The following is a 12,667-nucleotide window of genomic DNA, read 5'->3' on the forward strand; positions in this document are numbered from 1 at the left end:
CGTCCGGCGGTGATGGGGACTTCCACCGCCGGATGATTGCGCGGCCCCAGAGGGAGCCGCGCGGTTGGGTGTTCACTCCGACTAGGCGGTGCCCGTCTTGCCTTCCTTGCGACGGATCTTCTCGGTCGAGTACTTGATGCCCTTGCCCTTGTACGGCTCGGGCGGGCGCAGCGCGCGGATCTTCACGGCGGCGGCCCCGAGGGCCTCCTTGTCCGCGGACCGGAGCGTCAGCCCCAGGGTGGGCAGACCATCCTCGGTGCGGGCGGCCTTGTCGACCTCGGCCGTCACGCCCTCGGGCAGGTTGAACACCACCGGGTGCGAGTAGCCCAGCGACAGGTTGATCGCCTTGCCCTTCACCTCGGCGCGGAAACCGACGCCGCGGATGTCCAGGCGGCGCTCGAAGCCCGTCGACACGCCCTTGGCCGCGTTGGCCAGCAGCGTGCGCGTCAGGCCGTGCAGGCTGCGGGCTTCGCGCGACTCATCCTCGCGCTCCACCTTCACCTCGTTGCCGGCGACTGTCACCTTCACGCCCTTGGCGGGAAGCTGAACGACCATCTTGCCCTTGGGGCCTTCGAAACTTACCTGGCGACCGGAGACCGTGACCTTCGTCTTGTCCGCCAGCTTGACCGGGAGCTTTCCAATCCGACTCATGATTTCCTCGTGCAGTAAGTCCAGGTCGCGGCGCGAACCGCGGCACCCGGGCTGCTGGCTAGTAGACGGTGCAGAGCAGCTCGCCGCCGACCTTCTGCTTGCGAGCCTCGGAGTCCACCATCACGCCCTTCGAGGTGGAGAGGATGGAGATGCCCAGGCCACCGAGGACCTGCGGAATCTCACGCACATTGACGTAACGGCGCAGGCCGGGCTTGGACACGCGGCGGATGCCGGTGATGGCCGGGGCACGGTCCGGGCCGTACTTCAGCTGCACGGTGATCTCGCCCTGGGGAGCGCGCTCGTGAACCGTGTAATCCCCGATGAAGCCCTCGGACTTGAGGACCTTGATGATCTCGAGCTTGAGGTTCGAGTGGGGCATGACGACCTTGTCGTGACGCGCGCGCGAGCCGTTGCGCAGGCGGGTCAGCATGTCGCCAATGGGATCGTTGACAACCGACATGAAGGACTACCTTCCGTGCGGAGCGGTCTTACCGCTTCCGCGCTCGCAACCGCCGCGCCTGCCGGGCCCATCCCAGGGGTTCGCCACGGTTGCCATGCATTGACAGCTTCGGCCCACCCTTTCAGGGGCGAGCCAGGCACCCGGACCCCTGCTTGGGGTCCGGCCGCCCGCGTCCGACTACCAGGACGACTTGGTGACGCCGGTGATCTCGCCGCGGAGCGCACGGTGCCGGAAGCAGATACGGCACATGTTGAACTTCCGCAGGAACGCGCGGGGCCGACCGCACAGCGGGCAGCGGTTGTACGCGCGGACGGAGAACTTCGGCTTGCGCTTCGCCTGGGCGATCTTCGAGAGCTTGGCCATGGATGCGAATTCCTCGTTACGTGCGGAACGGCATGCCGAAGTGACGCATCAGCGCCAGCCCCTGCTCATCGTTCGCGGCGGTGGTGACGAAGCTGATGTTGAGCCCCTTCACCTTCTCGATCTGGTCGTAGTTGATTTCCGGGAAGATGATCTGCTCGCGGACACCGAGCGTGTAATTGCCCTTCCCGTCGAAAGCCTTGGGGGACACGCCCTTGAAGTCACGCACGCGCGGCAGCGCCACGGTGATGAGGCGGTCCAGGAACTCGTACATGCGGTCGCCGCGCAGCGTGACGGCGCAGCCAATGGCCTGGCCCTGACGCAGCTTGAAGTTCGCGATGGACTTGCGGGCGCGGGTCACCACGGGCTTCTGGCCGGTGATGGCACCCAGCTGGTCCACGGCGGACTCGAGGATCTTGTTGTTCGCGAGCGCCTCGCCCAGACCCATGTTGACGACGATCTTCTCGAGGCGGGGAACCTCCATCGGGTTCTTGAGCGACAGCTCCTTCATCAGCGCGGGGACGCCTTCCTTGCGGAAGCGCAGCTTCAGACGCGCCGGGCCCACCTTGAGGCCCTCCTCGATGTTCGCCGCGAAGCCAGCCTTCTTGACTTCTTCCTTCTTGCGGCCCTTCTTTTCCTTCTTCGCCGCGTCCTTCTTCTCTTCAGCCATCGTCTTGTCCTCTGCTTCGGAGCGCCGCCGTGGACCCAGCGCGCCGATCAGTGCTGCGTGGAAACTGAAAACACCGGAGCCCCCACGGGTCCTTCGGGGCCCCGGGTATGCTCGCCCGCCCTCCCCTCACCCGAGGTAGGGCAAAGGGCGCGCATACATGCCCGAACCGCTACCCCTAGTCAATCAGGGCGTCGCAGTTCTTGCAGAATCGCTTCTTCTTGTCCCCATCAGCCCGGATACCCACGCGGGTCGGCTTGTCGCACTTGGCGCAAACCACCTGCACGTCCGAAATCTGGATGGTGCCCGACTTCTCCACGATGCCGCCCTCGGGCTGCTGGGGCGTCTTGCGGAGGTGCCGCTTGACCAGGCGCAGTCCCTCGACGGTCACGCGCTGGGCCTCGCGGTCGATCTTCAGCACCTTGCCGCGCTTGGTCGCCGGGGTCTTCTCCGAGCGCTCGGCGCCGGCGATGACCTGGACGGTGTCTCCAACCTTGAGCTTCTCCATGGTTCCTCTCCCTCCTCGCGGACCGCCTGATGCCCTACTAGAGGACCTCGGGAGCGAGCGAGATGATCTTCATGAACTTGCGGGCGCGGAGCTCGCGGGCCACCGGCCCGAAGATGCGCGTCCCGATGGGCTCCATGTCCTTGTTGATGAGGACGGCGGAGTTGCCATCGAACTTGATGTAGCTGCCATCCGGACGGCCCACCCCGCGCGCGGTGCGCACGATGACCGCCTTGGCCACATCACCCTTCTTCACCTTGGAGTTCGGCAGCGCCTCGCGCACCGACACGACGATCACATCGCCAATGGACGCGTACTTGCGCTTCGAGCCACCGAGCACCTTGATGCAGAACACCTTCTTGGCGCCCGAGTTGTCGGCCACGTCGAGCACGCTCGTCATCTGAATCATCTGGAATCTCCTATCTCAGCTACGGCAGGCCCCTCCGGTGAGGACGAGCACCGCGCGGCTCGAGCCACGGCCTCGCGCGCCTGTGGGCTGCGCGAGCTCGGACGGCTCAGACGTTCTTGCTCTTCTCCAACACCTCGACCACGCGCCAACGCTTGTCCTTCGAAGTGGGGCGGGTCTCAGCGATACGCACCCGATCACCCTCGTTGATGGTGATCTTGGCCGGGTAGTCGTGATCCTCGACGTGCGCCTTGTACTTCTCGCGCATGCTCATGATCTTCCCGTACTTCGGGTGAGACGCGCGGCGCGAGACGGTGACGACCACCGTCTTCTGCATCTTGTTAGAGGTCACGATCCCCACGCGGGTCTTGGGACGGCCGCGGATGGAGGTCTTGGCAGAGGTGGATTGAGTCGCTTCAGCCATGAGAAAAGCTCCTAAGCCTTCTTCTCCGCCCGGGTCTTCTCCCCCAGGACGGTCAGGATGCGCGCCAGATCGCGCTTGTGCTGGGTGCGCTCGGACGGGTTGTCGAGCGAGCCGGTCGCCCGCTTGAGCTGGTCCTGGAACAGCGTCTCGCGCAGCTCGGCCGCGCGCCGCTTCAGGTCGTCCGCCGAGAGCTCCTTGAGTTCCTTCGCAGTCGCCATCTTCAAATCTCCTTCAAGCCAGCGGGCGGCCCCTCTACACCAGGTGGGCCGCCCGGAGGCAGAAAACTAGAGGGCCAGCTCGCTGCGGCTGACGATCTTCGTCAGCACCGGCAACTTGGCCTGGGCCAGCTTCATGGCGGCCGTGGCAACCTCGGGCGTCATACCCTCCATCTCGTAGAGGATGCGGCCGGGCTTGACCACCGCCACGTAGTACTCCACACCGCCCTTACCGGTACCCATTCGAGTCTCGGCGGGCTTCTTGGTGATCGGCTTGTCCGGGAACACGCGGATCCAGATCTTGCCGCCACGCTTGATGTGGCGCGTCATCGCGATACGGGCCGCCTCGATCTGCCGCGAGGTGATCCACCCCGGCTGCAGGGACATCAGGCCGTACTCACCATAGGTGAGATCGCTGCCGCGGTGGGCCTGGCCGGGCGTGCGGCCCTTGTGCATCTTGCGGTATTTCGTACGAGCAGGCTGAAGCATCGTCGGTGTCCTTCAGGCCCGAGCGAGCCGCCCCTCACGGAGCGGCTCCCGGGGAAGAGTTAGCGGTTGGCGGCCGGCGCAGCCTGGCCACCCTTGGTGGGTAGCACCTCGCCGCGGCAGATCCAGACCTTGCAACCGATCTTGCCGTAGGTGGTCTTGGCCTCGGCGAAGCCGTAGTCGATGTCCGCACGAAGGGTGTGCAGGGGCACGCGGCCCTCGCGGTACCACTCGTAGCGGGCCATCTCCGCGCCGCCGAGACGGCCGGAGCAGGAAACGCGGATGCCCTTGGCGCCGAACTTCATCGCCGTCTGCAGCGCCTTCTTCATGGCGCGGCGGAAGGCGATACGGCGCTCGAGCTGGGTGGCGATGTTCTCGGCCACCAGCTGGGCATCCGTCTCGGCCTTACGGACCTCGACGATGTTGAGGAAGACCTCGTTCTTCGTGAACTGCTGGAGGTCCTTCTTCACCGTCTCGATGCCGGCACCGCGCTTGCCGATGACAATGCCCGGGCGCGCGGTGTGCACGTTGACCTTCACCTTGTTCGCCGCGCGCTCGATCTCCACCTTGGAGACGCCCGCGTGGGCGAGCGACTTCTTCACGAACTCGCGGATGCGGATGTCCTCATGCAGCCACTGCGCGTAGTTCTTGTGCTCGAACCACTTGGAGTCCCAGGTCTTGATGACCCCGAGGCGGAACCCAATGGGATGGACTTTCTGGCCCAACGTGCTTCTCCTTCGAATCGGTTGCGTGGGGCGCCAGGGGGCGGCCTTACTTCTTGGCCGCCTCCTCCAGCACCACGTGAATGTGGCTGGTCTTCTTGTTGATGCGCGTGGCACGGCCCATTGCGCGCGGCATGTAGCGGCGCTGGGTCGGACCCTGATCCACCGAGATCGTCTTCACGATCAGCCGGTCCACATCGACCTGGCCCTTGGACAGGTCGGTGGCGTTGGCCACGGCGCTCTTGATGAGCTTGGCCACGGGAACAGCCGCGGCGCGGCTGGTGAAGCGCAGGATGTTCAGGGCCTGCCCCACCGGCTTGCCCCGGACGAGCGCCGCCACCGTAGAAATCTTCCGGGGCGACATGCGCAGGAACCTCAGATGTGCCTTCGACTCCATGTCATCTCCTCTGGCGGACGCCGCTGGTCAGCGGGGCCGGCTACTTGCCCTTGGCGACCTTCTTCTCCGCCGAGTGACCGCCGAACGTACGCGTCGGGGCGAACTCGCCGAGCTTGTGGCCCACCATGTTCTCGGTCACGAAGACGGGGATGAACTTGCGGCCGTTGTGCACCGCGAAGGTGTGTCCCACGAACTCCGGCAGGATGGTGGAACGCCGGGACCACGTCTTCACAACACTCTTCTTGTTCGTCTTGATCATGTCCTCGATCTTCTTCACGAGGAACCCATCGACGAACGGACCCTTCTTAATCGAACGCGCCATTACGTAAACCCTCGACTACTGGCTGCGCGCGCCCGGACGGCGGACGCTCACGATGAACTTGTCAGTACGCTTATTGGTGCGCGTGCTGAGACCCTTGGTCTTCTGGCCCCACGGCGACACCGGATGCGGATTACCCTGGCCGGACTTACCCTCACCACCACCGTGCGGGTGGTCGACAGGGTTCATCGCCAGACCGCGGACGGTGGGCCGGATGCCCAGCCAGCGGCTGCGGCCGGCCTTGCCGATGCGGATGATCTCGTGCTCCAGGTTACCCACCTGGCCCACGGTGGCGCGGCACTCGATGAGCACCATGCGCACGGCGCCCGAGGGCAGACGAACCTGGGCGTAGCGACCCTCCTTGGCCATCAGCTGACCGGAGGAGCCCGCGGAGCGAATGATCTGCGCGCCACGGCCCGGCTTCAGCTCCACGTTGTGGATGATGGTACCGATCGGGATGTTGATCAGCGGGAGGCTGTTGCCCGGACGGATGTCCGCGCCCTCACCCGCCATGACGGTGTCACCGACCTTGAGGTCGACCGGGGCGAGGATGTAGCGCTTCTCGCCATCCGCGTAGTGCAGGAGGGCGATGTTGGCAGAGCGGTTCGGGTCGTACTCGACCGCGGCAACCTTGGCCGGCACGCCGTCCTTGTCCCGACGCTTGAAGTCGATGACGCGGTAGCGGCGCTTGTGACCCCCGCCCTGGTGGCGGCGGGTGATGTGGCCGTGGACGTTACGGCCGCCGGACTTGTTCAGGGACTCGGTGAGCTTCTTCTCCGGCTTGCCCTTGGTGATGTCCGCGAAATCAGACGCGGTCATCAGACGACGGGCGGCGGAGGTCGGCTTGTACTTCTTGATGCCCATGGTGGTTCCTCAACGACGGTCAGCGCTGTGCGCTAAACCGCGCCTCCCTCGAAGAGCTCGATCTTGTCCCCCTCCTTGAGGGTGACGACCGCCTTCTTGAAGTTCGGCCGCTTGCCAATCGAGCGACCCACGCGCTTGGTCTTGCCGCGCACGATGTTGGTCCGCACACCCTCGACGCTCACCTTGAAGAGCTTCTCGACGGCGTTGGCCACGTCGTACTTGCTGGCCTTCTTGTCGACGATGAACGAGTACTGCCGGAACTTCTCGCGGGCCGCGTCCAGCTTCTCGGTGATGAGCGGTCCCTTGATGACGTCGTTGATATTCACGAGAGCGCCCCCTCGATGGCCTTCGCGGCCGCGGAAGTGAGCACCAGGTGCTTGTGGCGGAGCACGGACTCGAGGTTCAGACCCTCGGGGGCCAGAACGTCGAACTTCGCCAGGTTGCGCACGCTGCGGTGCAGGTTGGTGTTGGTCTTGGCGTCGATGACCAGCGCACCAGACAGCTTCAGGCGCTTGGTCAGAGCCTCGAAAGCCTGCTTGCTCTTGGGAGCGGACAGGCTGAAGTCGCTCACGATGATGAGCGTCTTCTCACGGGCGCGCAGCGACAGAACCGCCTTCAGCGCACCGCGACGGACCTTCTTCGGGGGACGGTAGAAGTAGTCCCGCTGCTTCGGGCCCATCGCCTTACCGCCGCCCACCCAGTGGGAGGCGCGGATGGAACCCTGACGAGCGCGGCCAGTGCCCTTCTGCTTCCAGGGCTTCTTGCCGCCGCCGCTCACCAGCGAGGTGTTCTTCACCCCCACCGTGCCCCGGCGCCGATTGATCTGCTGCATCTTCGCGACCTCGTAAAAGAGGTTCGCGTTCGGCTCGGCGCCGAAAACCTCGTCGGAGAGCTCGAGCTCCGACACCTTCTTCAAATCCAAGTCGACTACGTCGAACTTCGCCATGGCTCTTTCCTCTGGGGAACGGAGTGGAACCGCGAGGGCTCAGCCCCGCTTCCTCAGGACTTGATCTCCACGTCAACGCCGGCCGAGAGATCCAGCTTCATCAGCGCGTCCAGCGTCTGCTGGGTCGGCTCGAGGATATCGAGCAGGCGCTTGTGAGTACGGATCTCGAACTGCTCGCGGCTCTTCTTGTCCACGTGCGGCGAGCGCAGAACCGTGAACTTGTTGATGCGCGTGGGCAGGGGGATCGGACCGGCCACCTTGGCGCCCGTGCGCCGAGCCGTCTCAACGATCTCGCCAGCGCTCTGATCCAGGAGCTTGGAGTCGTACGCCTTCAGCCGGATGCGGATCTTCTGTGTCGCCATTCGCAAAAACCTCTTTAAACGGCCTCTGCCTTCGGGAGGCGCTACGACCAACGTCCCCTGGATGTCACAGAGCCATTTCTTCGAACGAAGGGGCGCGGCTTGTACCACCGGCCCCTGGTGGATGCAACCTTATTCCCACCTCCCCGGACTTTTCTGAACAGAAGCCCGGGGAAGCGGGTACGACGGAACTACGCGATGATCTCGGCCACGACGCCGGCGCCCACGGTACGGCCACCCTCGCGAACGGCGAAGCGCAGCTCCTTCTCCATGGCCACGGGGGTGATCAGCTCCACCTCGATGGCGATGTTGTCGCCAGGCATCACCATCTCGACGTTGTCGGGCAGCTTCACCGTGCCCGTCACGTCCGTGGTGCGGAAGTAGAACTGCGGGCGGTAGCCCTTGAAGAACGGGGTGTGACGGCCACCCTCTTCCTTCGAGAGCACGTAGATCTGTGCCTTGAACTTGGTGTGCGGAGTGATGGAGCCCGGCTTGGCCAGCACCTGGCCACGCTCGAGGTCCTCACGCTTCAGACCACGCACCAGCGCGCCGATGTTGTCGCCCGCCCGCCCCTCGTCCAGCAGCTTGCGGAACATCTCCACGCCCGTGACGACCGTCTTCTGCGTCGGACGCAGACCGACGACCTCGATTTCCTCGCCCACCTTGATGATGCCGCGCTCCACGCGGCCGGTGGCCACCGTACCGCGGCCGGCGATGGAGAACACGTCCTCCACCGGCATCAGGAAGGGCTTGTCCGTGGCGCGCTGCGGGGTGGGGATGTAGCTGTCCACCGCCTCCATCAGCTTGAGGATGGACGGCTCGCCGATGTCCGAGGTGTCACCCTCGAGCGCCTTGAGGGCCGAGCCCGGGATGATGGGGATGCTGTCGCCCGGGAACTCGTACTTCTTGAGCAGGTCGCGGACCTCCATCTCCACGAGCTCGCGCAGCTCGGGGTCGTCCAGCATGTCGACCTTGTTCAGGAAGACGACGATGTAGGGCACGCCGACCTGGCGGGCGAGCAGGATGTGCTCGCGCGTCTGGGGCATCGGGCCGTCGGCGGCCGACACCACGAGGATGGCGCCGTCCATCTGCGCCGCGCCCGTGATCATGTTCTTCACGTAGTCGGCGTGACCCGGGCAATCCACGTGCGCGTAGTGGCGGTTCTTCGTCTTGTACTCCACGTGGGCGGTGGAGATGGTGATACCGCGCTCGCGCTCCTCGGGGGCCTTGTCGATCTGGTCGTACGCGAGGAAGGTCGCGCCGCCCGTCTTCGCCAGCACCTTGGTGATGGCCGCCGTGAGGGACGTCTTGCCGTGGTCAACGTGGCCGATGGTGCCGATGTTGACGTGCGGCAAGCTTCTGTCGAACTTTTCCTTACTCATTGCTGCTCCTCGCAGACCGGATTCCGGCCGAATCGAGAAAAGGTGCTGCGTCGTGCTCCAAACCTGCAGAAACGTCAATCGAAATCGCCTGCCCCCCTCACAAGGGGCCGGGTGCATCAACGGTTCAGTACGTCCTTGGGTGCCGGCGCGTAGTGGCTGAACCGCATGGTGTAGGTGGCTCTTCCCTGGCTGCGGCTCCGCAGGTCGGTCGAGTACCCGAACATCTTGGCGAGCGGCACCTGGGCGTTGATTGCCTGCACGCCTCCCGGCCGGGGCTCCATGCCCATGATCTTCCCGCGGCGGCCGTTCAGGTCGCCGATGACGTCACCGGTGAAGTCATCCGGGGTGACGATCTCACAGTCCATGATGGGCTCCAGGAGCGTCGGAGCGGCGCTGCGCACGGCGTCCCGGAAGGCCATGGAACCGGCAATCTTGAAGGCCATCTCGTTGGAGTCCACGTCGTGCATCGAGCCGTCGTAGGCCTCCACCTTGATGTCCAGCATGGGGTAGCCCGCGATGGGGCCACTCTGCATGGCCTCCTGGGCGCCCTGCTTCGCCGCCTCGACGAACTCCTTGGACACCGTCCCACCGACGATCTTGTTCTCGAAGGCGAAACCGGCGCCCAGCTCGTTGGGGGCCACGCGCAGGTTGATGTGGCCGTACATGCCCTTGCCGCCCGTCTGGCGGATGTACTTGCCCTCGGACTCCACCGCCCGGGTGATCGTCTCGCGGTAGGCCACCTGGGGCTTGCCCACGTTGGCGTCGACCTTGAACTCGCGCAGGAGCCGGTCGACGATGATCTCCAGGTGCAGCTCGCCCATGCCGGCGATGATCGTCTGCCCCGTCTCCTCGTTCGTCTTCACGCGGAAGGACGGGTCCTCCATCGCCAGACGGGCGAGGCTGGTGATGATCTTGTCCTGGTCCGCCGTGGACTTCGGCTCGATGGCCACGTCGATGACGGGCTCGGGGAACTCCATCCGCTCCAGGATGATGGGGTGCTTGTCGTCGCAGAGCGTGTCGCCCGTGGAGGCCAGCTTCAGGCCCACCACCGCGCAGATGTCACCGGCGTAGCACTCCTGGACCTCGTCCTTCTTGTCCGCGCGCATCTGCACCAGCCGGCTGATGCGCTCGCGCTTGCCCTTCACCGAGTTCCACGCCGCCGTGCCCGCCTCCAGCTTGCCCGAGTAGATGCGCAAGAAGGTCAGCGTCTGCGACTGGAACGCCGGGTCGTTCATGATCTTGAACGCCAGCGCGCTAAAGGGCGCCTTGTCGTCCGTCGGCCGCGTCTCGTCCTCGCCCTTGGGCGTCTTGCCGTGCACCGGCGGTACGTCCAGCGGATTGGGCAGGTAGTCCACCACCGCGTCCAGCAGCGGCTGCACACCCTTGTGCTTGAAGGCCGAGCCACAGAACACGGGGAAGATCTTCAGCCCCAGGCACCCCTTGCGGATGGCGCCGCGAATCTCCTCCTCGGTGAGCTCCTTGCCCTCGAGGAACTTCTCGGTGAGCGCGTCGTCCTGCTCGGCGGCTGTCTCGACGAGCTCGCTCCGGGCCGCGGTGGCCTCCTCGAGGAACTCCTCGGGGATGTCCGCCACGTCGTACCGGCTGCCCTGCTCCGAGTCGTGGAACACGAGCGCCTTCATCCGCACCAGATCGATCACGCCGCGGTGCTTGTCCTCGGCTCCCAGCGGCAGCTGCAGGCGCACCGGACGCGCGCCCAGCTTCTCGCGGATGGAGTTGACGGACATCGTGTAGTCCGCGCCCACTCGGTCCATCTTGTTGATGAAGCAGATGCGGGGGACCTTGTACTTGTCTGCCTGGCGCCAGACCGTCTCGGACTGGGGCTCCACACCGTTCACGCCGTCGAAGACAGCGATGGCCCCGTCCAGCACGCGCAGCGAGCGCTCCACCTCGATGGTGAAGTCCACGTGGCCCGGGGTGTCGATGATGTTGATGCGGTACTTCTGGTCGTTCCTGCTCCAGAACGCGGTGATGGCGGCCGAGGTGATGGTGATGCCGCGCTCGCGCTCCTGGGGCATCCAGTCCGTGGTCGTGGTGCCTTCATGCACCTCGCCCATCTTGTGGATGGCTCCCGTATAGAACAGGATCCGTTCCGTGGTCGTGGTCTTGCCGGCGTCGATGTGCGCCATGATGCCGATGTTGCGATAGCGCTCGAGCGGATACTCGCGAGGCATTTCTCCGAACCTCTCCAGAACAGGACGGGCGGTTCCCCTGCCCTTCCAACCACGAAACCAACGAAACGGTTGTCAAAGACCGGAAACACCCGGACGCGGGGAAACCGCATCCGGGTGCCGGGAACTTCATGAGACGGAGGACTACCAGCGGTAGTGGGCGAAGGCCTTGTTGGCCTCGGCCATCTTGTGCGTGTCCTCGCGCTTCTTCACCGCGTTGCCACGGTTGTTGGCGGCGTCCATGATCTCGCCGGCCAGCTTCTCCATGGCCGTCTTCTCACCACGCGCCTTGGCGTAGGTGATGATCCAGCGCATGCCCAGCGCCACGCGGCGATCCTGACGGACCTCCACGGGCACCTGGTAGGTGGCGCCACCGACGCGGCGGCTCTTCACCTCGAGCACCGGCTTGACGTTGTCCAGGGCCTTCTTGAACGTCTTGAGGGGATCCTCCTTCGCACGCTCCTCGATGAGGGCGAAGGCGCCGTAGCACACCCGCTCGGCGATGGACTTCTTCCCCTTGCGCATCAGGTCGTTCACGAACTTCGTGACGAGGCGGTCCTGGAACTTCGGATCGGGAAGGATCTTGCGCTTGGCTACTACGCGACGACGAGGCATTGCTCTGTATCCCTTACGCCCCGCTCCCTTGCACCCGGGAGTCTAAATGGGGGCTTCGAACTGCGTTGGCGAACTCAGGAAGGCTCCCCAGGGTGCGGGGCAAGCATCCCAATCAAATGAAACGAAGGTGATCTCGAGCGGAAATCAGCTCGGGCGCTTGGCGCCGTACTTCGAACGGCTCTGCTTGCGGCCGGCCACGCCCACCGAGTCCAGCGTGCCGCGGACGATGTGGTAGCGAACGCCCGGGAGGTCCTTCACACGGCCACCGCGGATCATCACCACCGAGTGCTCCTGGAGGTTGTGACCCACGCCGGGGATGTACGAGGTGACCTCGATCCCGTTCGTCAGACGAACACGCGCCACCTTGCGGAGGGCCGAGTTCGGCTTCTTCGGAGTGGTGGTGTACACACGGGTGCACACGCCACGCTTCTGGGGGCACTCCTTCAGAGCGGGGCTCTTACCCTTGATGTTCAACTTCTCGCGGCCCTTGCGGACCAGCTGGCTGATAGTCGGCACTGAACTCCTCTTCCTTCCCGATTGATCCGGGGGGGTGTCCCCGGGGGCGCATACAAACCTACAACTGCGCTTGAAAAAGGGCCGCGAGTATAGGGAGGGGGCCCCCTGTGTCAAGCACTGCCAGTCCACGGGGTTGGAACCGTGAACGACACAGGCGCCCATTCCTACACTCTGACGACGGGCT

Annotated in this window: 20 protein-coding genes; all 20 read right to left on the minus strand. The window is 64.9% G+C overall.

Annotated elements, in window-relative coordinates:
- Positions 1-81 precede the first annotated feature (81 nt).
- On the minus strand, positions 82-651 hold the full coding sequence (rplF, locus tag OV287_RS31730) for a 50S ribosomal protein L6 (protein ID WP_267537791.1): 570 nt from the start codon (positions 649-651) through the stop codon (positions 82-84).
- Positions 652-709: 58 nt separating this feature from the next.
- Positions 710-1,111 carry a 30S ribosomal protein S8 gene (rpsH, locus tag OV287_RS31735; RefSeq protein WP_267537792.1) on the minus strand — a complete coding sequence of 134 codons (402 nt, stop codon included), beginning with the start codon at positions 1,109-1,111 and terminating at the stop codon, positions 710-712.
- A 177-nt stretch (positions 1,112-1,288) separates the two neighbouring features.
- Positions 1,289-1,474 (minus strand): type Z 30S ribosomal protein S14, encoded by a 186-nt coding sequence (locus OV287_RS31740; protein WP_043409024.1) that lies wholly within the window; start codon positions 1,472-1,474, stop codon positions 1,289-1,291.
- Positions 1,475-1,490: 16 nt separating this feature from the next.
- Positions 1,491-2,141: a 50S ribosomal protein L5 gene (rplE, locus tag OV287_RS31745; RefSeq protein WP_267537793.1), complete on the minus strand. Its 651-nt coding sequence runs from the start codon at positions 2,139-2,141 to the stop codon at positions 1,491-1,493.
- A 175-nt stretch (positions 2,142-2,316) separates the two neighbouring features.
- Positions 2,317-2,646, minus strand: a complete 330-nt coding sequence (gene rplX / locus OV287_RS31750; RefSeq protein ID WP_267537794.1) for a 50S ribosomal protein L24 — start codon at positions 2,644-2,646, stop codon at positions 2,317-2,319.
- A gap of 37 nt (positions 2,647-2,683) precedes the next feature.
- Positions 2,684-3,052, minus strand: a complete 369-nt coding sequence (rplN, locus tag OV287_RS31755; protein ID WP_073563508.1) for a 50S ribosomal protein L14 — start codon at positions 3,050-3,052, stop codon at positions 2,684-2,686.
- 106 nt (positions 3,053-3,158) lie between these two features.
- Positions 3,159-3,473: a 30S ribosomal protein S17 gene (gene rpsQ / locus OV287_RS31760; protein WP_267537795.1), complete on the minus strand. Its 315-nt coding sequence runs from the start codon at positions 3,471-3,473 to the stop codon at positions 3,159-3,161.
- Between the two features lie 11 nt (positions 3,474-3,484).
- Positions 3,485-3,691, minus strand: coding sequence for a 50S ribosomal protein L29 (gene rpmC, locus OV287_RS31765; protein ID WP_203404242.1), 207 nt, complete (start codon positions 3,689-3,691; stop codon positions 3,485-3,487).
- A gap of 66 nt (positions 3,692-3,757) precedes the next feature.
- A complete protein-coding gene (gene rplP, locus OV287_RS31770; protein ID WP_047857262.1) occupies positions 3,758-4,177 on the minus strand; it encodes a 50S ribosomal protein L16 in 420 nt (139 codons plus the stop codon).
- 59 nt (positions 4,178-4,236) lie between these two features.
- A complete protein-coding gene (gene rpsC, locus OV287_RS31775) occupies positions 4,237-4,899 on the minus strand; it encodes a 30S ribosomal protein S3 (protein ID WP_043409008.1) in 663 nt (220 codons plus the stop codon).
- 46 nt (positions 4,900-4,945) lie between these two features.
- Positions 4,946-5,293, minus strand: a complete 348-nt coding sequence (gene rplV, locus OV287_RS31780; RefSeq protein WP_267537796.1) for a 50S ribosomal protein L22 — start codon at positions 5,291-5,293, stop codon at positions 4,946-4,948.
- A gap of 40 nt (positions 5,294-5,333) precedes the next feature.
- On the minus strand, positions 5,334-5,615 hold the full coding sequence (rpsS, locus tag OV287_RS31785; RefSeq protein ID WP_267537797.1) for a 30S ribosomal protein S19: 282 nt from the start codon (positions 5,613-5,615) through the stop codon (positions 5,334-5,336).
- 15 nt (positions 5,616-5,630) lie between these two features.
- Positions 5,631-6,476, minus strand: a complete 846-nt coding sequence (gene rplB, locus OV287_RS31790; RefSeq protein WP_267537798.1) for a 50S ribosomal protein L2 — start codon at positions 6,474-6,476, stop codon at positions 5,631-5,633.
- A gap of 32 nt (positions 6,477-6,508) precedes the next feature.
- Entirely contained in the window at positions 6,509-6,802 is a 294-nt protein-coding gene (locus tag OV287_RS31795) for a 50S ribosomal protein L23 (protein ID WP_043408997.1), read from the minus strand.
- Positions 6,799-7,422 carry a 50S ribosomal protein L4 gene (gene rplD, locus OV287_RS31800; RefSeq protein WP_267537799.1) on the minus strand — a complete coding sequence of 208 codons (624 nt, stop codon included), beginning with the start codon at positions 7,420-7,422 and terminating at the stop codon, positions 6,799-6,801. Before rplD ends, OV287_RS31795 begins: the two co-directional genes overlap by 4 nt.
- Positions 7,423-7,475: 53 nt before the next feature.
- Positions 7,476-7,784 carry a 30S ribosomal protein S10 gene (rpsJ, locus tag OV287_RS31805; RefSeq protein ID WP_002625389.1) on the minus strand — a complete coding sequence of 103 codons (309 nt, stop codon included), beginning with the start codon at positions 7,782-7,784 and terminating at the stop codon, positions 7,476-7,478.
- A gap of 188 nt (positions 7,785-7,972) precedes the next feature.
- Entirely contained in the window at positions 7,973-9,163 is a 1,191-nt protein-coding gene (tuf, locus tag OV287_RS31810) for an elongation factor Tu (protein WP_267536011.1), read from the minus strand.
- Between the two features lie 116 nt (positions 9,164-9,279).
- Positions 9,280-11,355 carry an elongation factor G gene (fusA, locus tag OV287_RS31815; RefSeq protein WP_267537800.1) on the minus strand — a complete coding sequence of 692 codons (2,076 nt, stop codon included), beginning with the start codon at positions 11,353-11,355 and terminating at the stop codon, positions 9,280-9,282.
- A 141-nt stretch (positions 11,356-11,496) separates the two neighbouring features.
- The gene (rpsG, locus tag OV287_RS31820) at positions 11,497-11,967 is read right to left on the minus strand and encodes a 30S ribosomal protein S7 (RefSeq protein ID WP_043408972.1); all 471 of its coding nucleotides are present in this window, start codon (positions 11,965-11,967) and stop codon (positions 11,497-11,499) included.
- 144 nt (positions 11,968-12,111) lie between these two features.
- Positions 12,112-12,483, minus strand: a complete 372-nt coding sequence (gene rpsL, locus OV287_RS31825; RefSeq protein WP_043408969.1) for a 30S ribosomal protein S12 — start codon at positions 12,481-12,483, stop codon at positions 12,112-12,114.
- Positions 12,484-12,667: the final 184 nt, after the last annotated feature.

The organism is Archangium lansingense (assembly GCF_026626635.1).
Taxonomy (GTDB): Bacteria; Myxococcota; Myxococcia; order Myxococcales; family Myxococcaceae; genus Archangium; species Archangium lansingense.